Origin of the sequence: Streptomyces sp. NPDC051776, from assembly GCF_040681345.1 — a bacterium.
Lineage (GTDB): Bacteria > Actinomycetota > Actinomycetes > Streptomycetales > Streptomycetaceae > Streptomyces.
The window spans coordinates 160,058-183,168 of the sequence record NZ_JBFAYQ010000009.1 but is presented as its reverse complement, the minus strand read 5'-3'; the positions used below and the strand labels follow the sequence as shown (position 1 = coordinate 183,168).

The 23,111-nt window shown below is 66.8% G+C and carries 14 protein-coding genes and 1 pseudogene; 4 read left to right on the top strand and 11 right to left on the bottom strand.

Annotated features, from left to right (window positions below; all coding sequences use genetic code 11):
- Positions 1-33: 33 nt before the first annotated feature.
- The 5 genes from AB0M26_RS10535 to ngcE form a co-directional block, all read right to left on the bottom strand.
- The gene (locus tag AB0M26_RS10535) at positions 34-1,119 is read right to left on the bottom strand and encodes a substrate-binding domain-containing protein (protein ID WP_365257720.1); all 1,086 of its coding nucleotides are present in this window, start codon (positions 1,117-1,119) and stop codon (positions 34-36) included.
- A 121-nt stretch (positions 1,120-1,240) separates the two neighbouring features.
- Positions 1,241-2,440, bottom strand: a complete 1,200-nt coding sequence (locus tag AB0M26_RS10530; protein WP_365257762.1) for an ROK family transcriptional regulator — start codon at positions 2,438-2,440, stop codon at positions 1,241-1,243.
- 371 nt (positions 2,441-2,811) lie between these two features.
- Positions 2,812-3,681, bottom strand: a complete 870-nt coding sequence (locus AB0M26_RS10525) for a carbohydrate ABC transporter permease (RefSeq protein ID WP_365257759.1) — start codon at positions 3,679-3,681, stop codon at positions 2,812-2,814.
- Between the two features lie 50 nt (positions 3,682-3,731).
- Positions 3,732-4,661, bottom strand: coding sequence for a sugar ABC transporter permease (locus AB0M26_RS10520; RefSeq protein WP_365257717.1), 930 nt, complete (start codon positions 4,659-4,661; stop codon positions 3,732-3,734).
- Positions 4,662-4,789: 128 nt separating this feature from the next.
- Positions 4,790-6,235, bottom strand: coding sequence for an N-acetylglucosamine/diacetylchitobiose ABC transporter substrate-binding protein (ngcE, locus tag AB0M26_RS10515; protein ID WP_365257714.1), 1,446 nt, complete (start codon positions 6,233-6,235; stop codon positions 4,790-4,792).
- Positions 6,236-6,764: 529 nt separating this feature from the next.
- Here ngcE and AB0M26_RS10510 point away from each other — a divergent pair.
- Positions 6,765-10,559 (top strand): GH92 family glycosyl hydrolase, encoded by a 3,795-nt coding sequence (locus AB0M26_RS10510; RefSeq protein WP_365257756.1) that lies wholly within the window; start codon positions 6,765-6,767, stop codon positions 10,557-10,559.
- Positions 10,560-10,729: 170 nt separating this feature from the next.
- Here the strand turns inward: AB0M26_RS10510 and acnA are convergent, their stop codons facing one another.
- On the bottom strand, positions 10,730-13,474 hold the full coding sequence (gene acnA, locus AB0M26_RS10505) for an aconitate hydratase AcnA (protein ID WP_365257711.1): 2,745 nt from the start codon (positions 13,472-13,474) through the stop codon (positions 10,730-10,732).
- A gap of 480 nt (positions 13,475-13,954) precedes the next feature.
- Here acnA and AB0M26_RS10500 point away from each other — a divergent pair, with 480 nt between their 5' ends.
- Positions 13,955-15,484 carry a UDP-N-acetylglucosamine 1-carboxyvinyltransferase gene (locus AB0M26_RS10500; protein ID WP_365257708.1) on the top strand — a complete coding sequence of 510 codons (1,530 nt, stop codon included), beginning with the start codon at positions 13,955-13,957 and terminating at the stop codon, positions 15,482-15,484.
- Between the two features lie 128 nt (positions 15,485-15,612).
- Here AB0M26_RS10500 and AB0M26_RS10495 read toward each other — a convergent pair whose 3' ends face one another.
- From AB0M26_RS10495 to AB0M26_RS10485, 3 genes and pseudogenes are all read right to left on the bottom strand, one after another.
- On the bottom strand, positions 15,613-16,134 hold the full coding sequence (locus AB0M26_RS10495; RefSeq protein WP_365257706.1) for an integrase: 522 nt from the start codon (positions 16,132-16,134) through the stop codon (positions 15,613-15,615).
- Positions 16,131-16,493 carry a hypothetical protein gene (locus tag AB0M26_RS10490; protein ID WP_365257703.1) on the bottom strand — a complete coding sequence of 121 codons (363 nt, stop codon included), beginning with the start codon at positions 16,491-16,493 and terminating at the stop codon, positions 16,131-16,133. The genes AB0M26_RS10495 and AB0M26_RS10490 overlap by 4 nt, the downstream gene beginning before the upstream one ends.
- A gap of 2 nt (positions 16,494-16,495) precedes the next feature.
- Positions 16,496-17,238: pseudogene (locus AB0M26_RS10485) on the bottom strand (IS5 family transposase).
- A gap of 378 nt (positions 17,239-17,616) precedes the next feature.
- Here AB0M26_RS10485 and AB0M26_RS10480 point away from each other — a divergent pair.
- Positions 17,617-17,889, top strand: coding sequence for a transposase (locus tag AB0M26_RS10480; RefSeq protein ID WP_365257700.1), 273 nt, complete (start codon positions 17,617-17,619; stop codon positions 17,887-17,889).
- A gap of 562 nt (positions 17,890-18,451) precedes the next feature.
- Here AB0M26_RS10480 and AB0M26_RS10475 read toward each other — a convergent pair.
- A complete protein-coding gene (locus tag AB0M26_RS10475) occupies positions 18,452-21,874 on the bottom strand; it encodes a hypothetical protein (protein ID WP_365257698.1) in 3,423 nt (1,140 codons plus the stop codon).
- Between the two features lie 331 nt (positions 21,875-22,205).
- Here AB0M26_RS10475 and AB0M26_RS10470 point away from each other — a divergent pair, with 331 nt between their 5' ends.
- The gene (locus AB0M26_RS10470; RefSeq protein ID WP_365257695.1) at positions 22,206-22,670 is read left to right on the top strand and encodes a sporulation protein; all 465 of its coding nucleotides are present in this window, start codon (positions 22,206-22,208) and stop codon (positions 22,668-22,670) included.
- Here AB0M26_RS10470 and AB0M26_RS10465 read toward each other — a convergent pair.
- A complete protein-coding gene (locus tag AB0M26_RS10465; protein ID WP_365257692.1) occupies positions 22,645-22,983 on the bottom strand; it encodes a hypothetical protein in 339 nt (112 codons plus the stop codon). The two genes, AB0M26_RS10470 and AB0M26_RS10465, sit on opposite strands and share 26 nt — an antisense overlap.
- Positions 22,984-23,111 lie beyond the last annotated feature (128 nt).

Here is a 23,111-nt window from a genome sequence, read left to right as displayed (position 1 = left end):
CCGGGGGCCGGTGGACCTACGGCCTTGCGGTGGCTACTTGACGCCGGCCTTCGCGCACGCCGCCTTGAAGTCGGCGGTGCAGATCTGGTCGACCGAGTAGACCTTGTCCTTGATGATCGTGTCGTTGATGTTCTTGTCGGTCACGATCGTCGCGTCGTAGAGCTTGGTCGGGATGCCCTTCTTGCTCTTGCTGTCCATCTTCTCCGGGGCGATCGAGGCGATGTCCTCACCCTTGAGGAGCTTGACCGCGATCTCCGCGGTGGTCTCCGCCTCGGGCTTGATGCCCTTGTAGATGGTGAAAGCCTGGCTGCCGGAGAGGATCCGCTGCAGACCGGCGAGTTCGGCGTCCTGACCGCCGACCGGCACATTCTTGATGCCCGCGGACTTCAGCGCGGTGGTGATGCCGCCCGCCATGCCGTCGTTCGCGGAGTAGACGGCCTCGAAGCCGGTCTTGCCGAGCGAGGTGATGGCGGCGGCCATCTTCTTGTTGGCCTCGTCAGGCGACCAGTCCGGGATGTCCTGCTCGTAGACGACCTTCTTGACCTTGCCGTCGAGGACGCTGTGCGCACCGGACTTGAAGAGCGCGGCGTTCGGGTCGGTCGGCGAGCCGTTGATCATGACGACACGGCTGTCCTTGGCCCTGTCCCCGAGCGCGTTCAGGACGCCCTGGCCCTGGAGCTGGCCGATCTTCTCGTTGTCGTAGGAGACGTACGCGGAGATGTCGCCCTCGGCCAGCCGGTCGTAGGCCACGACCTTGACGCCCTTCTTGGCGGCCGCGTCGACCCAGGACTTGGTCGCGGTGGCGTCTACCGCGTCGAGGATGATCACCTTGACACCCTTGGTGATCAGAGCGTCGAACTGCTTCTTCTGGGTCTCGGTGTCCTGGTTGGCGTTGTTGTACGCCACGTCGCACTCGTCGCAGAGCGCCTTGATCTTCTTCTCCATGAACGGACGGTCGAAGGTCTCGTACCGGGTCGTCTTGTTCTCCGGCAGGAGAAGACCGATCGTCTTGTTGTCGCTGTCACCGCTGTCGCTGCCGGCCTTGCCGCACGCGGCCATGGACAGAGCCATGGACACCGCGGCCGTACCGATCACAACGCGACGCATCGTTGTGTTCATCCGTGGAACCTCCCTGACGAGGCCGCGGCGTTGCGGCCGAGGTGGCTGGAAGTCAACTCGGCCGCCACGTGAGCGTCAAGAAGTAAATTCTTAACGAGATGGCAACGGTGCCATTCGTTATCTAAGTGAAGGCGGGTGCGGGAGCCGCCAAGGATCCATCCAAAAGGGTTGAATCGCCCATCTCATTGAGGACGAGCGCCAGCGCGCCCAGCACCTCCGCACGGCTTCCGAGTGCTCCGGGCACCACCGAAAGCTGCCGGGCCGCGCTCGGGATGGCGTAACGCGCCACCGATTCCCGTATGGGCACGAGCACCAGATCGCCGGCCTCCGCGAGATCCCCGCCGAGCACCACCCGGCTGGGGTTGAGGAGATTGCACAGGTTCGCGACCCCGCTGCCGATGTGGCGCCCCACGTCGGCGACGACCCTCCGGCAGCCCGGGTCGCCCTCGCGCGCGAGCTGCACCATGCGCTCCACGGTGAGGCCGGGTCCATGGCTCGAATGCAGCAGGCCGAGGATGTACCGGGCGGCGGTGAAGGTTTCCAGACAGCCGCGGTTGCCGCAGCGGCAGACCGGTCCGGACTCGTCCAGCGTGATGTGTCCGATCTCCCCGGCCGTACCTCCGGGGCCGCGGTAGATCTGCCCGTTGATCACCAGACCGGCACCGACACCGCTGGCCACCTTGATGTACGCGAGGTCCTGCACACCTCGGCCGCTGCCCCAGACCAGCTCGCCGAGGGCGCCGAGGTTGGCGTCGTTGTCCACGTGCACGGGCACACCGAGCCGCCCGGTCAGCTCCTCGCGCGGGTTCGTCCCCACCCAGCCCGGCAGGATCGCGCTGGAGCCCAGCGTCCCGGACTCGACGTCGATCGGGCCCGGTACGCCGAGCCCCACACCGATGACCTTCTCCTGACCGATGCCGGTCGCCGCGACCAGCCGGTTCACCAGAGACTCCGCGCGGTCGAAGCCCTGGGCCGCCGAGGCGTCCACGTCCAGCGGCTCGGCCTCCTCGGCGAGCACCTGGTGGGCCAGATTGCCGACCGCGACGCGCAGATGGGTGTGGCCGAAGTCCACGCCGACGACGATGCCGGCGTCACCGCTGAGCGAGACGCTGCGGGCCCGCCTGCCGCCGACCGACGTGGGCGTCACCTCGACCGTTCCGCTGTCCTTCAACTCCCGGACGATATTGGAGACCGTGGCGGCGGACAGCCCGGTGCTCCGGGCGATTTCCGCCTGTGTGAGGGAACCGGCCAGCCGAACCGCACGCACGACCCTTTCCAGATTGGCCCGGTGCAGCGACGACTGCGATCCCGGAGTCTCCACCACGGTCTGATCACTCCCAGCGGGGCAGGACGGAGCCGCCACGGTGAGACCCCGTCGTGTACAACATGTGAACTCTAAGATGAGCCCCAGAGGTTGTCTCCCGTCAAGGCCTTGAGCGGGGCAGGCGTCGAATGAGCGCTATCACACGCCGAACCCCGTAAGCGCCCCGGTCGGGGGCCCGTAGACACTCTCGTGCACCAGCCGACGTACGGGCCTACGGGCAGGCGCACGAGTGTCCGCACCGCGCGCTGGGGCACCGGGCATCCAGCGACCGGTGCAACGGCGAGCGACGCGACGGCGAGCGACGCGAGGCGACGGCCTCCGGCTCGACCGTGACCGGCGCCGTGACGTCCTACTTCAGAGCACCCGCCCTACTTCAGGGCACCCGCCGTCAGACCCGCGACGACCTGCCGCTGGAAGACGATGTACGCAGCCAGCACCGGCAGCATCGCCATCACCAGACCCGCGAAGAGCCCCGACCAGTCGCCCTTGTAACCCTGGCTGACCGCGAGCTGCACCAGGCCCTGGGAGAGCACCTTCTTCTCCGGCTCGGAGTTGAGCACCGTCGGCAGCATGTACTGGTTCCACTGGCCGAGGAAGTTGAAGATCCCGACGCTGATCAGACCCGGCTTCGCCATCGGCAGCATCACCTGGAAGAAGGTCCGGGTGTGCGACGCGCCGTCCATGAAGGCCGCCTCCGCAACCGACGTGGGCAGCGTCCGGAAGAAGGCCGTGAGGAAGAAGACCGTGAACGGCAGGGAGTACGCGATGTAGACGAGGATCAGACCGTGGAGGGTGTTGAGCAGCGCCATGTTGTTCATCACGTAGAACAGCGGCACCAGCGCCAAGATGATCGGGAAGCTCATCCCCCCGATGAAGAGGAAGTAGATGAAGCGGTTCCCCGGGAAGGTGAACCGGGCCAGGACGTACGCGGCCATGGACCCCAGGAGCATCGTGCCGATGAGCGAGCCGCCGACCACGAGCACCGTGTTGAGGAAGTAGTCACTCATGTGCGCCTGCGTCCAGGCGCGCGACCAGTTGCCGAACTCCAGGGAGGTCGGCAGCGACCACGGCGAGGTGAAGATCTCCCGGTCCGTCTTGAAGGATGTCATCACCGCCCAGAGCAGCGGCATGACGACCATGAACGCCCAGAGGATGAGCATCCCGTGGGAGAAGACGTTGAGGACCTTGCCCTCGCGCCTCTCCCCCGTACCCTCCGGCGCGGGGCCGGTCTTCGTCATGGGCGGGCGGTCTCCCGTGACGCCGGCGGGAGGGGTGTCGGTCGTCTTCATCAGTACTCCAGCCGCTCGCGCCGGCCCAGCCGCATCACAACGGCAGCGAAGGCCAGCGTGACGATGAGCAGGGCGACACCGATCGTCGTCGCGTAGGCCGCCTGGCCGTCGCGGAATGCCTTTTGGTAGACGTACAGCGGGAGCACCGTCGTGGAGTAGTCGGGGCCGCCCCCGTTCGGGCCCACGGTCATGATCTGCACAACGGCGAAGGACTCCGCCCCCAGCGCCAGGATGCCCATGTAGACCCATCCCGACTGCACGGTGTCCCAGAGCAGCGGCAGCGTGATCCGGAAGAACGTGGTCACGCGGTTTGCCCCGTCGAGCAGTGCCGCCTCGTAGAAGTCGTTGGGAATCGATGACATGCCGGCGGAGAAGAGCACGACGAAGAAGCCGACGGTGCTCCAGACCAGGACAGCCATCACGCACCACAGCGCGAGGTCCGGGTCGCCCAGCCAGTTCGGCTGGACCGAGCCCAGCCCGACCGCATCCAGTGCGGAGTTCAGTGCGCCGCTGTTGGGGTTGTACGCGAACTGGAACAGCAGGGCGACGATCGCGATCGACAGCACCTGCGGGAAGAAGTACACGATCTTGTAGAAGGCGCTGCCCCGCACACCGGCGACGGCCGAGCCCTTTCCGTGCCGTCCGCCGACGTTCAGCATGAACGCGAAGAACAGCGCGAGGCCGATCGTGACCAGCGGCAGCAGCAGCACGAACAGCGCGCTGTGCTGGAACGACTTCCAGAAGACGGTGTCGTCGAGCATCCGGCCGTAGTTGTCGAAGCCGACCATCACGAAGTCCGGGCTCAGACCGCTCCAGTCCGTGAACGAGTAGTAGATGGACTGGATGAACGGCCAGATGACGAAGAGGACGTAGATCGTCAGGGGGGCCGCCAGGAACCCCACGATGAACCGGTACTTACCGTGCTGCATTGACCGACCCCGATCTCCCTGCGGGTGCTGCCGCCGGCACTGTGCCGGGCCGGAGGCCCCCCGCGGGCAGCGCGCCGACCGGCCTCCCCCGGCCCCGCCGCCCGGGGAGGATCCCCCCGGCCCCGGCCTCACTGGTGCTTGTAGTGCTTGATGGAGCTGTCCTTGGCCGCCTCGTCGGCGAAGCCCTGGATCTTCTGAATGGCCTCGGCAGGAGTGAGGCGGCCGGCCATCATCTCCCCGAGACCGGCGACGCCGATCTTCTCCTTCTGCAGCGCGACGTACCAGTCCTGGATCCGCGGGTTGAGGACGTTCTTCCCCGCCTTCTCCAGGGCCGCGATCGCGGAGGTCAGCCCGGGCGGCAGGGTCAGGCCGTCGGTGCCCCCGTCGAACGACGTCAGGGAGGCGACCTGCCGGGTGAAGTTCTTCGACGACGCCTCACTGAGCATGATGCGGAGCTGTTCCATGCCGCCGTCGGGGTTCTTCGCCTTGGCCGGGACGATGAAGGGCTCGCCGCCGGAGGCCCAGATCGTGCCGAAGGGCAGCTTGTCGGAGCTGTCCAGGCTGGACGGGGCCGCGACCCGCATCTCGAAGTCCTTCGGCGTGGTCTTCTTCGCCTCGTTCTCCACCCAGGAGCCGTTGGGGATGAACAGCGCCTTGCCCTCGTTCCATGCGGTCTGGGACTGGATGTGGTCCAGGCCCGGGGTGCCCCTGAGGATGTAGCCCTTCTTGTAGAGCTCGTAGTACGCCTCGAAGGCCGCCTTGACCGCCGGGTGCTTCCAGGCGCCCGGCTCCAGGTTGTCGATCGCGTCGAGCACCTCCCGGCCACCGATCTTGCCGATGAACGGGTAGAGGCTGAACGGGATGTAGTACGGGTGCTTGCCCGCGTACGTCCAGCCCGCGATGCCCTTCTTCTTGGCCTTCGCGCAGAGCGCGAGCATGTCGTCCCAGGTCTCCGGGTACTCCGCGTCGAGCTTCTCGAGTGCGGTCTGGGAGTACCACACACCGTAGACGGTGTAGGCGTAGTACATGATCCAAACCGGGTCGCCGTCGAACTGCCCCATTTCGACGACACCGGGGCGCAGGGTGTCGCGGACCTTCTTCTTCGGATCGTCGATGGAGGGGGCGTCCAGCAGCGGGGTGAGGTCGGTGAGCTGCTTCTTGCCGACCAGGACGCCCATGTCCATCTGCTCGGCGCCGGAGTTGTCGATGAGGTCCGGCGGGGTGCCGCCGTTGAAGCGCGGCTGCAGCACGGACTGGATCTTCTGGGTGGACGAGAACTTGACCTTGGCCTTCTTGTAGGTCTTCTCGTAGACGGCCTTGGCATCCTCGGCGTACTTGGTGCCGAAACCGCCGTCGAAGATGACGATCTCGAGAGGTGCGCCCCCATTGACGCCCAGCGGATTCTTGTCGGTCTTCTCGCCCTTCTCGACCTTGTTGTCGGCGCCGCTGTCACTGCTGGCGCACGAGGCGAGAAAACTCATCGTGGGGACGGATATCAAACCGATGGCAGCGGAACGCTTGATCAGATCGCGACGGCCGAAGCCGTCGTCGGTGTGGCCGGAGGTGGATCCCATGCTCAAGTCCTCGCCTTCTCCAGGACTCAGGCGGTGTACTGGTCGCCCGTACGGATTCGCCTCCGGCGAAGGGCCCCGCCACCGCGGTCATATTGAAGCTGGGGTCGTGCAGGGTGCCGCGGGAACGGCTTCAGGGCCCGGCAGTTGACGCGATCAACGCCTCCCCCGCCGTCGCCCCTCCGCTCCCTCGTGGCCCGCGGCCGGAGCCAAACGGCCATGCGGACGCCGACAGGTATAGTCCACTTCCGCCGGGGCGGGCAAGATCGAATGCAGGTTTGCCCGGCAGTCTTTCCCGAGTTGAGACCTCCGGGAAAAACGGACGATCGGTCACTGGATAAAACGGGGCCGAACGACACCCAACGGACGCCTTTTGATGACCCGTCGGAGTGGCATCCCCAACTGCCTTGACACCGTCGGCCCCATGAACCATTACTTAATTCTGCGCAACCGGGTTGACAACGTTGTCAAGATCGTGAAGGGACTGGAGATGCAGCGCAGACGATGCCGCGGGCTCGGACGCACGGTCGCCATGGTGGCGACCGTTGTGTTGGCTGTGACGTCCCAGGGCTCAGCGGTGGCGCTCTCCCCACGCGAACCGGTGCGATCCCCGCAGGAATTTGCATCCTCCTTCGAGTCCGGCGATCCCCAGCCAAGTTGGAACAATACCGTCGAAACCAGCCCTGATGGCAAGAAAAAATCCTCAGGTGTCGACGGAGGCGACAGCTCCGGCATTCCGGGCAATGTGACAGGCAAGGTCACCGAGGTCCGCGCGAGCGCGGAGAACACCGACGGCGGCGAGATCAAGGAGAACCTGGTCGACGGCGAGGCCACCACCAAATGGCTGGCCTTCGAGCAGACCGCGTGGCTGGAGTTCGAACTCGACGAGCCGGTCGAGGTCGTCCGCTACGCCCTGACCTCCGCCAACGACGAAGCGGGCCGCGACCCCAAGGACTGGACCCTTCAGGGCTCGAACGACGGGACGAGCTGGAAGGACCTGGACACCCGCGAGGGCGAGACCTTCGACGAGCGCCACGAGACCCGCGAGTTCGACGCCGACAACTCCACCGCGTACCGGCACTACCGGCTCGACGTCACCGCCAACAACGGCGACGACCTCACCCAGCTCGCCGAACTCCAGCTCGCGCGCGAGGACACCGGCGAACCCGTCCCCTCCGACATGCGCACCCACGCCGAACGCGGCCCCTCCGGCGGCCCCACCGCAAAGGCCAATACCGGCTTCACGGGCCTGCGCTCCCTCCGCTACGCGGGCACCCACCGGGCCGAGGGCCGGGGGTACTCGTACAACAAGGTCTTCGACGTCAACACTCCGGTGACGGCCCGGACCCTGCTCTCGTACCGAGTCCATCCCTCGATGAGCGAGAAGACCGACCTCAAGTACCCGGCCACCTATGTCTCGCTCGACCTGGCCTTCACCGACGGGACGTATCTGAGCGACCTCGCCGCCACCGACCAGCACGGCGCACGGCTCACCCCGCGGGGCCAGGGCGATTCCAAGACCCTGTACGTCAACCAGTGGAACCACAAGGAGTCGCTGATCGGGCGGGTCGCCGCGGGCAGGACCATCGACCGCGTCCTCGTCGCGTACGACGCCCCCAAGGGCCCGGCGAAGTTCCGCGGGTGGGTGGACGACATCTCCATCGCGCCCGAGCCGAACGCGAAACCGCCCGCCCACCTCTCGGACTACGCCTCGACCACCCGCGGTACGAACTCCAGCGGCAGCTTCTCGCGCGGCAACAACATCCCGGCCACCGCGATGCCGAACGGCTTCAACTTCTGGACGCCGATGACCAATGCCGGCTCGACGGGCTGGCTGTACGAGTACGCCAAGGACAACAACGCCGACAACCTCCCCACCCTCCAGGCCTTCGGCGCCTCCCATGAACCGAGCCCCTGGATGGGCGACCGGCAAACCTTCCAGGTGATGCCGTCGGCCGCCTCAGGCACCCCCGACGCCGGACGCAAGGCGCGCGCCCAGCCTTTCCGGCACGAGAACGAGACTGCCCGCCCGCACTACTACGGCGTGACGTTCGAGAACGGCCTGAAGACCGAGATCGTGCCCACTGACCACGCCGCGATGATGCGCTTCACCTTCCCCGGTGCCGACGCGAGCGTGATCTTCGACAACGTCAACAACTCGGGCGGGCTGAGCCTCGATCCCGACAGCGGAGTCGTGACCGGCTACTCGGATGTGAGGAGCGGTCTGTCCACGGGCGCCACCCGGATGTTCGTCTACGGCGTCTTCGACACGCCTGTCATCGACAGCGGCAAGCTGTCCGGTGGTGGCGGCAAGGACGTCACCGGCTACATGCGGTTCGCTCCCGGCGCGGACCGAACCGTCGCGCTGCGCCTGGCCACCTCCTTGATCGGCGTCGACCAGGCCAAGGCCAACCTCGCGCAGGAAATCGCCGCCTCCGACACCCTGGAATCGGTCAGGGCCCGGGCCCAGAAAGCCTGGGACGACATCCTCGGCCGTGTCGAGGTCGAGGGCGCCACCCGCGACCAGCTCACCACGCTCTACTCCAGCCTCTATCGGCTCTACCTTTATCCGAACTCGGGCCACGAGAACACGGGAAGCCGGCAGAAGCCGCGGTACCGGTACGCCAGCCCCTTCTCCAAGGCCACCGGCGAGGACACCCCGACCCGTACCGGAGCAAAGATCGTCGACGGCAAGGTCTTCGTCAACAACGGCTTCTGGGACACCTACCGGACGACCTGGCCGGCGTACTCCCTCCTCACCCCGGACCGGGCCGCGACGATGGCCGACGGCTTCATCCAGCAGTACAAGGACGGCGGCTGGATCTCCCGCTGGTCGTCGCCCGGCTTCGCCGACCTGATGACCGGTACCAGTTCGGACGTGGCCTTCGCCGACGCGTACCTCAAGGGCGTGGGCCTGGACGCCGAGGCCGCTTACGAGGCCGCGCTGAAGAACGCGACCGTCGCTCCGTCCTCCCCGGGCGTGGGACGCAAGGGCATGGAGACCTCGGTCTTCCGGGGCTTCACGAGCACCGATACCCGCGAGGGCCTGTCCTGGGCGCTGGAGGGCTATCTCAACGACTTCGGTCTGGCGCGGATGGGCGAGGCGCTCTACACGAAGACGAAGAAGGCCCGCTACAAGGAGGAATCTGCCTACTTCCTCAATCGCGCGCAGAACTACGTCCACCACTTCGACCCCGGCATCGGCTTCTTCCAGGGCAAGCGCCCGGGCGGCGATTGGCGGGTGAAGCCGGGCGACTACGACCCGCGCGTGTGGGGGCACGACTACACCGAGACCAACGGCTGGAACTTCGCCTTCACCGCCCCGCAGGACACCCGTGGTCTGGCGAATCTCCACGGCGGTCGGTCCGCCTTCGCCAAGAAACTGGACACCTTCTTCTCCACGCCCGAGACTGCCGACCCCGACCTCGCCGGGTCCTACGGCGGCGTCATCCACGAGATGACCGAGGCGCGGGACGTCCGGATGGGGATGTACGGGCACAGCAACCAGGTCTCGCACCACATCCCGTACATGTACGACGCGGCAGGACAGCCGTGGAAGACGCAGGAGAAGGTCCGCGACGTCCTCTCCCGTCTCTACCTCGGGAGCGAGATCGGCCAGGGTTACCCGGGCGACGAGGACAACGGCGAGATGTCGGCGTGGTACGTCTTCAGCGCCCTGGGCTTCTACCCGCTGGTGATGGGCAGTCCCGAATACGCCGTCGGCTCCCCGCTGTTCACCAAGGCCACCGTGCATCTGCCGGGCCGCGACCTGGTCGTCGAGGCCCCGCAGAACAGCGCGCGCAACGTCTACGTGCAGGGCCTGAAGGTGAACGGCAAGGCATGGAACTCCACCGCTCTGCCGCACTCCGCCATCGCACGGGGAGGGACGCTGGAGTTCACGATGGGCCCGAAGCCCTCGAAGTGGGGTACGGGCGCGGACGCCGGGCCCACCTCCCTCACCCAGGGCGACGCGAAGCCGTCCCCGATGCAGGACGTGACGGGGAACGACGGGTCGAAACTGACGGACGACACCTCGAAGACGGACGAGTCCTTCACAACGGCCGAACCGTCGCTGAAGTCCGGTTCCCGCGTCACGTACTACACGCTCACCTCTGCGAAGGCGGCCGACGCACCGGGGGGCTGGGTCTTGAAGGGCTCGGCCGACGGCAGGACGTGGAAGGAGATCGACCGCAGGTCCGGCGAGTCCTTCACCTGGGACCGGCAGACCAGGGCGTTCAAGGTGGCCAGACCCGCCCGCTACGAGCACTACCGGCTGGAAGCGGTCGGCGGTGCCACAACTCTGGCCGAATTCGAGCTGCTCTCCTAGGATCCAGGTCTCCGGACAAGGTTTCCGAAACCCCATGCGGCAGGGCCGCACCCCTCTTCGAGCAGGGGGTGCGGTCCTGCCGTATGCGTGATGCGGTGCGGGCTCCCGGAGAGACGCGAACGGGGCCGGGCCCCCGCGAAGGGAGCCCGCCCCGGACCGTGCGGCCGCCGTTACTTGCGGATCAGCGAGCGCAGCACGAACTGCATGATGCCGCCGTTGCGGTAGTAGTCCGCCTCACCCGGGGTGTCGATGCGCACCTTGGCGTCGAACTCCACCTCGCCCGCCCGGACCTTGACGGTCTCCGGGATTCCGCCGTCGTTCAGGGCGGTGATACCGGTGATGTCGAAGGTCTCCTCACCGGTCAGGCCGAGGCTGAGGGCCGAGGCGCCCTCGGGGAACTGCAGCGGCAGGACGCCCATGCCGATGAGGTTCGAGCGGTGGATGCGCTCGTACGACTCGGCGATGACGGCCTTGACGCCGAGCAGCGCGGTGCCCTTGGCGGCCCAGTCGCGGGAGGAGCCGGAGCCGTACTCCTTGCCGGCGAGCACGACCAAGGGGGTGCCCTGCGCGATGTAGTTGCGCGAGGCGTCGTAGATGAAGGAGACCGGTCCGCCGTCCTGGGTGAAGTCGCGGGTGTAGCCGCCCTCGGTGCCCGGCGCGATCTGGTTGCGCAGGCGGATGTTAGCGAAGGTGCCGCGGATCATGACCTCGTGGTTGCCGCGACGGGAGCCGTAGGAGTTGAAGTCACGCCGCTCGACGCCGTGCTCGGTGAGGTACGTGCCGGCCGGGGTGTCGGCCTTGATCGCACCGGCCGGGGAGATGTGGTCGGTGGTGACGGAGTCGCCCAGCTTGGCGAGCACGCGGGCGCCCGCGATGTCCTCGATGGGGGTGGTCTCCATCGTCAGGCCCTCGAAGTACGGGGGCTTGCGGACGTAGGTGGACTCCGGGTCCCATTCGAAGGTGTTGCCCGTCGGGACGGGGAGCGCCTGCCACTGGGCGTCGCCGGCGAAGACGTCGGCGTAGCTGGTGGAGAACATCTCCTGGCCGATCGCGGAGGCCACGACCTCCTCGACCTCCTTCTCGGAGGGCCAGATGTCCTCGAGGTGGACCGGGTTGCCGTCCTTGTCGGTGCCCAGGGCGTCCTTGGTGATGTCCACCTTCATGGAGCCGGCGATGGCGTATGCGACGACGAGCGGTGGGGACGCCAGGTAGTTCATCTTGACGTCAGGGTTGATCCGGCCCTCGAAGTTGCGGTTGCCGGACAGCACGGAGACAACGGCGAGGTCGGCGTCGTTGACGGCCTTGGAGACCTCGTCCGGCAGCGGACCGGAGTTGCCGATGCAGGTGGTGCAGCCGTAGCCGACGAGGTTGAAGCCCAGCTTGTCGAGGTACGGGGTGAGGCCGGCGCGGTCGTAGTAGTCCATGACGACCTTGGACCCGGGGGCCAGGGTGGTCTTGACCCACGGCTTGCGGGTGAGGCCCTTCTCGACCGCCTTCTTGGCCACCAGCGCGGCGGCGACCATGACGTACGGGTTCGAGGTGTTGGTGCAGGAGGTGATCGCGGCTACGGTGACGGCGCCGTGGTCGATCTCGTACTGGCTGCCGTCGGGGGCGATCACCGGGGTGGGCTTGGTCGGCATGCCGTTGGTGACGGCCGGGGCGTCGGAGGCCGGGAAGGACTCGATGCCCGCCTCGTCGAGGTCGGCGACGGGGACGTAGTTGCGGACGTCCTGCGCGAACTTCTCGGCGGCCTCGGCCAGGACGATGCGGTCCTGCGGGCGCTTCGGGCCGGCGATCGAGGGGACGACCGTGGAGAGGTCCAGCTCCAGCTTCTCGGAGAAGTCGGGCTCCGCGGTAAGGGCATCCCCGCCGGAGGCAGGGGAAGGGTCGAGCCACAGGCCCTGCTCCTTGGCGTACGCCTCGACGAGCGCGAGCTGCTCCTGCGAACGACCGGTGAGCTTCAGGTAGTTGATGGTCTCGGCGTCGATCGGGAACATCGCGGCGGTGGAGCCGAACTCCGGCGACATGTTGCCGATGGTGGCGCGGTTGGCCAGCGGCACGGACGCGACGCCCTCACCGTAGAACTCGACGAACTTGCCGACGACGCCGTGCTTGCGCAGCATCTCGGTGATCGTGAGGACGAGGTCGGTGGCGGTGGTGCCGGTGGGCAGCTCACCGGTCAGCTTGAAGCCGACGACGCGCGGGATGAGCATCGAGACCGGCTGGCCGAGCATCGCGGCCTCGGCCTCGATGCCACCGACGCCCCAGCCGAGGACTCCCAGGCCGTTGACCATGGTGGTGTGCGAGTCGGTGCCGACGAGGGTGTCGGGGTAGGCCTGGCCGTTCCGGACCATGACGGTGCGGGCCAAGTGCTCGATGTTGACCTGGTGGACGATGCCGGTGCCGGGGGGCACGACCTTGAATTCGTCGAAGGCCGTCTGGCCCCAGCGCAGGAACTGGTAGCGCTCCTTGTTGCGGCCGTACTCCAGCTCCACGTTCTGGACGAAGGCGTCGGGGGTGCCGAAGCGGTCGGCGATGACGGAGTGGTCGATGACCAGCTCGGCCGGGGCCAGCGGGTTGATCTTCGCCGGGTCGCCGCCGAGCTCCTTGACGGCCTCGCGCATGGTGGCGAGGTCGACCACGCACGGCACACCGGTGAAGTCCTGCATGATCACGCGGGCCGGGGTGAACTGGATCTCCTGGCTGGGCTGGGCGCTCGCGTCCCAGCTGCCCAGCGCGCGGATGTGGTCGGCGGTGATGTTCGCGCCGTCCTCGGTGCGGAGCAGGTTCTCCAGCAGCACCTTCAGGCTGTACGGCAGGCGGGCGGAGCCCTCGACCTTGTCCAGCCGGAAAATCTCGTACGACTCGTCGCCCACGCGCAGTGTGCTGCGGGCGTCGAAGCTGTTCGCCGACACGACAGTCTCCTTCATCAATTGCGCGTTACTCACGCGATCCTGCCGCCCCGGCTCATGGCCGATCCGCTAAGGTAAGGCTAAGTTAGGTAACCCTTACCGATGGGCGGCGGCGGTGCGCCTCTCGCAAGATATCTCGATGTCGAGATAACTCTAGTACATCACCGCTGCCCGGTCATGCCCCCACCGCTGGCCAGGCACGAAGCGCGCGGCACTCACGGCGCCCCTCGGTGCCCCCCGTATCCCAGGCGAGGACGGGGGCCGTCGCGGGCGCGCCCATGCGGGACGCAACCGGCCACACCTCCCGGAACCGTGCGGACCGTGCGGACCGTGCGGACCGTGCGGACCGTGCGGTGAAAGCATCGTGACACGCATTGTGCCGACATCAAGAGCCGCAAGAGGAGGTCGCTTTATACCGTTGCGACCGAAACACACCACGACACGATGTCATCCTCATCTCATATCTGAGATAGTCTCGACCTCATGGCAGACGACTACCTCGTACGCATCGGCAAGCTCATCCGTGACGCGCGGCAGCACCGGGGGTGGACGCAGACGCAACTCGCCGAGGCACTGGGCACCAGCCAAAGCGCCGTCAATCGGATCGAGCGCGGGAACCAGAACATCAGCCTGGAGATGATCGCCCGCATCGGTGAGGCGCTCGACAGCGAGATCGTCTCCCTCGGCTACGCGGGCCCGATGCACTTGCGGGTCGTCGGCGGGCGCCCCCTGTCCGGCAGCATCGACGTGAAGACGAGCAAGAACGCGTGCGTGGCGCTGCTGTGCGGTTCGCTGCTCAACTCCGGCCGCACCACGCTCCGCCGGGTCGCGCGGATCGAGGAGGTCTATCGCATCCTCGAGGTGCTGGGCAGCATCGGCGTCCGCACGCGGTGGCTCAACGACGACGGCGACCTGGAGATCGTCCCGCCGGCCAAACTCGATCTCGACGCGATGGACATGGCGGCGGCGCGCAGGACCCGGAGCGTCATCATGTTCCTGGGCCCGTTGCTGCACCGCACGGAGCAATTCCGCCTTCCGTACGCGGGCGGCTGCGACCTCGGAACCCGCACCGTACAGCCCCATATGACGGCCCTTCGGCACTTCGGTCTCGAAGTCACCGCGACCGAAGGCACCTACCACGCCCGGGTCGACCGCACCGTCACGCCCGGCCGCCCCATCGTGCTGACCGAGCGCGGCGACACCGTGACCGAGAACGCACTGCTGGCCGCGGCACGCCACGACGGTGTGACGGTCATCCGCAACGCCAGCTCCAACTACATGGTCCAGGACCTGTGCTTCTTCCTGGAGCAGCTGGGTGTCAAGGTCGAGGGCATCGGCACCACGACCCTCACCGTGCACGGCACGTCGGCCATTGACCGCGATGTGGACTACGCGCCGTCCGAGGACCCGGTGGAGGCGATGAGCCTGCTGGCCGCGGCCGTGGTCACGGAGTCGGAACTGACCATCCGTCGCGTGCCGGTGGAGTTCCTGGAGATCGAACTTGCCGTTCTGGAGGAGATGGGCCTCGACACGGAGCGCACGGCGGAGTACGCGGCGGACAACGGCCGCACCCGGCTGACCGACCTCACCGTACGGCCGTCAAAGCTGCGGGCGCCGATCGACAAGATCCACCCGATGCCGTTCCCCGGCGTGAACATCGACAACGTGCCGTTCTTCGCGGCGATCGCCGCAACGGCCGAGGGCTCGACCCTGATCCACGACTGGGTCTACGACAACCGGGCCATCTATCTGACGGACCTCAACCGCCTCGGCGCGGACGTCAAACTCCTCGACCCGCACCGCCTGCTGGTCGAGGGCCCGACGCGCTGGCGTGCGGCCGAGATGATGTGCCCGCCGGCGCTGCGACCCGCCGTGGTCGTCCTGCTGGCGATGATGGCCGCGGAAGGCACGTCCGTCCTGCGCAACGTCTATGTCATCAACCGGGGTTACGAGGACCTGGCGGAGCGGCTGAATTCCGTGGGCGCGCAGATCGAGATCTTCCGCGACATCTGAACGGCGCGTGCCGCCGCACCTGGCTGACCTGCTGCTTAGCGCGTCAGACAACGTGCGGCGGCATCTCTGGGACTGGAGTTTTGGGCCTGCGGCGGGCTGCGGGCCACGCTCCGGGGCCCTACCTACGGCTACGCGAAAACCGCGTCGATGGCGGCGCTGCCCCGTGCGCCGGCGCGGGGCAGGAAGTGGGAGTACTTCCGCAGCGTGAAGCCGGGGTCCGAGTGCCCAAGCCAGCGTGCCAGGGAGACGACCGATTCGCCAGCCTCCAGTTCCTCGGAGGCGTAGAAGTGGCGCAGGGCGTGGAAGCCGTGCTCCCGGGACGGCTCCCACACGCGAGCACCGTCGATGCTGCCCTCGTCCAGCGGGGCGATCACTCCCGCCGTGGCCAGAGCGGGCTTCCACACGTAGGAGTTGAAGTAGTTCCGGTTGATGGTCTTCCGCTCGCGTCCCGTCACCAGGAGGCTGTAGGTCCTCGGCCGCCGGTGTTTGGCCTCCACCGGCGTCTCGGCCGGAGTCGGGTCGTCCCAGGGCAGCGTGACCGGCACCGGCGCGAACAGCTCCATATGCTGCTGGATGGCCCGGGCCACGCTGGTCGGCAACGGCACGTCCCGGACCTTGCGGCCCTTGGGGAGTGCGAAACACACCTTCACCGCACCACCTTGACCTGCCGCCGGACGTGCACGACTTCCTTCTCGAAGTCGATGTCGTCCGCCGAGAGACCGAGCGCCTCCCCTTGGCGGAGCACGAGACCTGCTCCGATCACGAGAAGGAGCCGGTACCGGTCCGGCAGGGCCTCCCGTACCGCCAGAACCCGTTCGGGCGGCCACGCTTCGACCCTTCCGGGTGCGGCGGCCCGAGGGCCGACCGTGCTGGACCGGCATGGGTTGCGTCCCAGGCGTCGGTCCTCGACCGCAGCCCGGAGGACGCTGGAGAGAGTCGCCCAGACCAGACGGATGGAGGTCGGACCGAGGTCCTTCTCCAGCCGCTTCTTCCAGTGAGCCTTTTCCAACCTCAGTTTGAGCAGGTCAGGTGCAGGGTGAGGACGGCTTGAACGAGGTTGGTGATGCGGGTTGTGGAGCATCGCGGCTTGCGCAGGAGCCGCCAGGTCTTGAGGGTGGCCGTGGCTTGCTCGACGAGTGCGCGGATCTTCGCGTGCGAGCGGTTGACGGCCTGCTGACCTGTGGAAAGCGTCTCCCAGCGACCCCAGTAGGGCACCCGTATGCTGCCGCCGGCGCCTCGGTAGGCCTTGTCGGCCCAACACTCCACGGCGGCTTCCTCCAGGGCGTCGATGATGCCGTGGGTTCGCGCGGCCTTGATGTCGTGGACTGCTCCAGGCAACGCGAGCGATGCCCACAGCAGCCGCCCCGCCGGATCGGTGATCACCTGCACGTTCATGCCGTGCTTCTTGTGTTTCCCGGAGTAGAAGGGCCGGTCGGCGGCGATCCGGTCGATCGGCAGCAGCGTCCCGTCGAGGATCACGAATGCCTTGGTGGACGCGGTCTTCATCGCTTCGGCGAGGGTCGGTGCGAGGGCGGCCAGGACATCGATGGCCTCGGCGATGTACCGGTAGGCAGTCGTGGTGCCGACGCGAATCCGACGGCGAGTTGAGCGTAGGTATGGCCGGAGCGCAGGTGCGCGAGGACAAGCAGGGCCTGACCCCCCACGCTCACCCGGCGCCAACGTGTTCCGCGTTCCTGGCGGCGGGCCCGCAGGTGAGCGGACAGGAAGCGCAGGGTCGAGGTGGACACATCGATGCCGGACGGTAGACAAGCACGCGGAAGCTCCTGATGGACAGGCGATCTTGGTCGTGAACCCGTCTACCAGGAGCTTCTTCACGTCCGGACACCGCCCTCCAGCCCAACTACCCACCCATCCAGCCAGGTTGGAAAAGGCTCATTGAAGTGGACGACTTCGGCCCGGCCCTCGCTGATGGCCACCTCCTTGGACACAGCGACGGATGCCGAAACGCCACAGCGGTGAAACGTGTGACGGCACCGATCCGATCGAGGGACGGGAACCAGCAGGACGCCGGCTCTCGCATGTCACCGGCCGCCACCTCGTTGGGTGCATGAGGACTCCAGCCCTTCAGATACGGCTGGAGTTCATCTGGTGTCGGAGCACGCAGAGTCGGCATGCCCGGAGGATGCCAAGGAAAGATCGGCCGCATCCTGCTGACCGCGTGGATCGCCAAGGAGTGCCTGCGCAACCTCCTCGCCCTGGCCCGCACCGGCGCCGACCGCCACCCCATCGGCCACGCGCGGTGGAGGTTCCTGACCTGGTACGCGGACGCCGATATCCCCGAAGTCCGCCGGCTCGCCGTCACCGTCGGCCGCTGGTGGACCGAGATCTCCGCGTTCATCGACTCCGGCCACAGCAACGCCAAAGCCAAGGGATCAACCGCGTGATCAAGCTCGGGCACCTCCGCACCGCTCAACTTTGAAGACCCGCGTTGTCAGGGGAGAGCCGCGCGGCGTGCCGGTTCGGCGACGACGAGCCGCCCCCTTCCGGGTCGGCCGGTGCAGGGCCTGCGGGGCCACCGGGGTGGGGCGAGGTCCCGCCCCCACCACACTCCCACCGGCAACGACGACAGCGGGCACGCCTTCCTGGGTGAGCCGCCACCGCTGCACCCGCGAATTCCCCTTCTTCCGCATGCCACTCCCCTACGTCACGGCCTGCGGGCGGTCCTCAATGACATGGACCACCCCTGGTCCCGGTCGGCTGCTCGGGCCAGGGGTGGCCCTTTTGTCCGAAGCGTTCCCACTCTCCCCTCGGCGGGTGGGAACGGCACCGGATGACTTCTGGCTTGGCTGGCTGACGCAAGGAAGAGCCGCGAAGACCTCAGCTCCTGGAACGAGGAGCCCCCAGCGGCGGTTTCACTTCGCTAGGCCATTGGGGTCCCGTCCCCTGGACCAGCCAGTGTTGACCCCCTTGTGGGACAAGCCCGAGGTCGGTGGTGTCAGCCCCGCTTTACCGGTTGGTTGTGCGGATGTTGGTGGAGTGGTCGATGGCGGTGCAGTGGGTGTGCGTGGTGCTGCTGCCGGTGGTGGAAAGGGTGAGGTTGTTGGGGTTGGCGCAGGCGTTGTCCTGCCGGCCTTCCTGGGCGATGTTCTGCTGGAACAGCCCGGCCGTGCTGGAGCCGCCTTCAGCCTGGGCGCCGCCGCCGATCTCTGCGGTGCCCAGATTCGCGGAGTGGTCCAGCGTCTTGCAGCCCACCCTCGACCGGCCACCGTTCCCGGTGATATCCGTTTCGTTGGGGTTGTCGCAGGCGTTGTTCTGCCGGCCTTCCTGGGCGATGTTCTGCTGGCTCACGGTGGCGCCTGTGCTGGAGCCGCCTTCGGCTCGAGCGCCGCCGGTGACCTTCTTTGTTCCCAGGTTCTCGGACTCATCGGTTGTCTTGCAGCGGCTCTCAAGCCGGCCCTCGGTCGCCGTAATTGGCGAGTTGTTGAAGTTGGCGCAGGCGTTGTTCTGCCGGCCTTCCTGAGCGATGTTCTGCTGAACCACGGCGCCGCCTGTGCTGGAGCCGCCTTCGACGCGGGCGCCACCGCTCTTGACCAGCACCTTCTTGCTGAAGGAGCGGTCTTTGTTGCCGCAGTTGCGGTCCAGGCGGTTGTCGGTCACCACAAAAGGCGATTGGTTGAGGTTGGCGCAGGCGTTGTTCTGCCGGCCTTCCTGGGCGATGTTCTGCTGGTTCAGCAGACCTGTGCCGGAGCCGCCTTCGACGCGGGCGCCACCGCTCTTGACCAGCACCTTCTTGCTGAAGGAATGGTCCTTGTTGTGGCACGTACGGTCCAGCCGACTGCGGGTCACACTGAATTCAGTAGCGTCGTTGAGGTTGGCGCAGGCGTTGTTCTGCCGGCCTTCCTGGGCGATGTTCTGCTGATTCGCGTTGCCAGCGGTGCTGGAGCCGCCTTCGACGCGGGTGCCACCGCTCTTGACCAGCACCTTCTTGCTGTACGAGTGGTCCTTGTTGCCGCACCGGTTCTTCACCTGGACATCCTCCAGCACAAAATCGGTGCTGTTGGGTGACGCACAGGTGTTGTTCTGCCGGCCTTCCTGCGCGATGTTCTGCTGCTCGAGGGCAATGGCTGTGGCTGAGCCGCCGTTGGCCTTGGCACCGCCGTTCTTGACCATCACCTTCTTGCTGTACGAGCGGTCCTTGTTCCCGCAACGGTCATCCACCTGGCCACGGTTCAGGTCGTCGAAGAAGCTCCTGTTGAGGTTGGAGCAGTTGTTGTTCTGCCGCCCTTCCTGCGCCACGTTCCTCTGCCTGGCCACCGTTGGCCCGCGCCCCCCGTTGGCCTCGGCACCGCCGCTCTTGTTCACCGTGTGCTTGCTGAACGAGTGGTCCTTGTTCCCGCAACGGCTTACAAATCGGGCATCGATGATACTGATGAAACTGTCGTTGGGGTTGGAGCAGTTGTTGTTCTGCCGCCCTTCCTGCGCCATGTTCTGCTGGTTCACGTTGCTGGCTGAGCCGCCTTGGGCTCGCGCACCCCCGCCCTTGTTCACGGTGTGCTTGCTGAACGAGTGGTCCTTGTTCCCGCAATGGCTGTCCAGCCGGCTCCTCGTCAGTCTGATGTCCGTGCCGGCGTTGGTGTTACCGCAGGTGTTGTTCTGCCGGCCTTCCTGAGCGATGTTCTGCTGGCTCAGCGCGGCTGTTGCGCTGCCGCCGTTGGCTCGGGCGCCACCGCCCTTGGAATAGGTGTGCTTGCTGAAGGAGTGGTCCTTGTTCCCGCAACGGCCCTCCCGCCGACCCTCCGTCACAACGATGGCAAACAGCTCGTCGTTGGTGTTGCTGCACGTGTTGTTCTGGCGGCCTTCCTGCGCGATGTTCTGCTGGATCAGGCTGTTGGCTGAGCCGCCGTCTGCTCGCGCACCGCCGCCCTTGATATGGGTGTGCTTACTGAAGGAGAAGTCCTGGTCCGCACAGCGGCCCTCGACCCGGGTCTCCGTCAGGTCCACAAACGGGACGTTGGGGTTGCTGCAGATGTTGTTCTGCCGGCCTTCCTGCGCGATGTTCTGCTGATTCACATCGGCTCCCTCGCCTGTGGCTGAGCCGCCTTGGGCTCGGGCGCCGCCCCCCTTGATACGGGTGTGCTTGCTGAACGAGGCGTCCTTGGTCCGGCAGTGGCTTGTTTCCTGGCTGCCCGCTAGCGTGTTGGTGAGCGCGGCGTTGGTGTTGTTGCAGGTGTTGTTCTGCCGGCCCTCCTGCGCGATGTTCTGCTGGTCCACGCTGTTGGCTGAGCCGCCTTGGGCTCGGGCGCCGCCCCCCTTGATACGGGTGTGCTTGCTGAACGAAGTGTCCTTATTCCGGCAGTGGCTTGTTTCCCGGCTGCCCCCCTCCACCGTGACCGGGGAGTTGTTGGGGTTGTTGCAGGTGTTGTTCTGCCGGCCCTCCTGCGCGATGTTCTGCTGGTTGACGTCACTGAGTGTGCCGGAGCCGCCTTCGGCTCGGGCACCGCCCCCCTTGATACGGGTGTGCTTGCTGAACGAGAAGTCCTTGTTCCCGCAACGGCTCCTCTCCTGGCCACCGGTGAGGCTGGAGAGGTTACGGTTGTTGCAGGTGTTGTTCTGGCGGCCCTCCTGCGCGACGTTCTGCTGTTCCACGAAGCTGGCTGCGCTACTTCCGCCCTCGGCTCGCGCGCCGCCGCCCTTGATACGGGTGTACTTGTTGAGGGAGCCGTCCTTGTTCCCGCAACGCAGGACCTGGCTGCCGTCTGTCAGCGCGAGGTTCGCGTCGTCGGGGTTGTTGCAGTTGTTGTTCTGCCGGCCTTCCTGCGCCACGTTCTGCTGGATCATGGGAACGGCGGCGTTAGAACCGCCTTCTGCCCGGGCGCCACCCCCCTTGATACGCGAATGCGTGCTCAGCGAAATGTCCTGGTCTGTGCAGCGGCCCTCCACCCGGCTGCTGTCCAGCGTGATGGACGACTCGTTGACGTTGTTGCAGCTGTTGTTCTGCCGTCCGCGCTGGGCGATGTTCTGCTGAACCACGCTTGCGGTCGATGAACCGCCTTGGGCGTGGGCGGGACCGTTGTGGACGCGGGAGAGCGCTGTCAGGGAACCGTCGGTGGTCACGCACCGGCCCGTTGCCCGGCTATCGGTGAGCGTCACCGCTCGTGGTCCGAATACACCCCCCGTGTTGGGGTTGTTGCAGTTGTTGTTCTGCCGGGCGGACTGCGCGAAGTTCTGCTGGAAGAGATCCGCGCCGGTGGACGATCCTCCCTCCGCCCTGGCCCTCGCCTTCCCATGGGCAGGGCCTTTGTCGGCAGCCTTCGCCTTCCCGTCATGCGCGGGGCCCTTGTCGGCGAATGCCGTCGTGGATCCTGCTACTCCCCATCCGCTTACTGCCAGGACCAGCATGGTGGCGGTCGCGATCTTGTTTGCTCGCATCCCCGATCTCCCTTGTGTCATCAGCCGGGCAAGCCATTCCCCCTTCCTTGTTCAACGTCGTTCCGGCCTTTTCTGACATGGCACTACCGCGTCCCTCACCCTGACAGCCCAGCCCCTTCCCCCGGATGCGATGTGCCTTGCGGTAATAGCTGTAACGCGTCACCCATCCGGCGGTCTTTGGGAACTTCTCTACCGCGTCAGGTAGTTCTGGTGCCGACGGCTGCGGCGGGCTTCACCGCCGGGCCGTGCAACGACCAGTGCGATCAGTGAAAGAGCGGCACCGTCATGGTGTTCAACGGCTGCTCCGGGCCTTCGGTGTGGGCGGTCCTCGGTGGACACGGTGCTGGACGGCGATGCCGTGCCGCCGGGCGGGGCACTGTCGGGGAAGGTGCATCTGCAGGGCGGCGGTTCGGCCGTGGAGATCGAGCACATGACCCTGGAGCTCGTCGCCCGGGTCGAAGCCGAACACGAGGAGGGCGAGAGCGAGGGCTTCGTCGTCTTCGAGCGGTGCACTGTCGGCGGCGGGTCCCGGCTCGGTGAGGAGGAGCACCGCACCGTGCCGTTCAGTGTGACGCCGCCGTGGGAGACGCCGGTGAGCGAGCTGTACGGGCAGCCGCTGGGCATTGTGCTCGGCGTGCGCACCGAGCTGGCCGTGGCCGGCGCGGAGGAAAAGGCGACCTCGACGCGCTCACCTCCGCCCGCTGCCCTGTTCACCTTCGGCCGTGAGGACAGCTCGACCGCGGCGCGGTCAGGCGCCTCGTCGCGTCTCTTTATCGAAGCTGCTGGAGCCGGGTGACGCGCTGGCCGCGACCGCAGCGTCGGACCTGGAGTTCGTCTCCTCGGTGCCGTTCGGCGGCACCTACGTCCTCGACCACCTGTGGCACCAGTTGAAGATCGACCAGATCGTGGGCCGGGTCGGACAGCCCAAGCATGGCCGTCGCCGGGACATGACGGCCACCGAGCGGGTGCTGTTCGCCCTGGTCGCCAACCGGGCGCTGGCGCCTTCGTCCAAGCTCGCCGCCGCGGACTGGATCACCCATGACGCGCGCATCGACCGCCTGGCCGAGATCGGCGAGCAGTCCTGCTATCGGGCGATGGACTGGCTCCATGAAGTGACCGACGACCTGGAGAAGCAGGTCTTAAGACAAGGTCGCCAACCTCCTGTAGCTGGATGTGGCCGAGTAGCCAGGGGGATCTCACCCCTCGGCTCTCACAGATCCGTACGTGACAGTCTCCC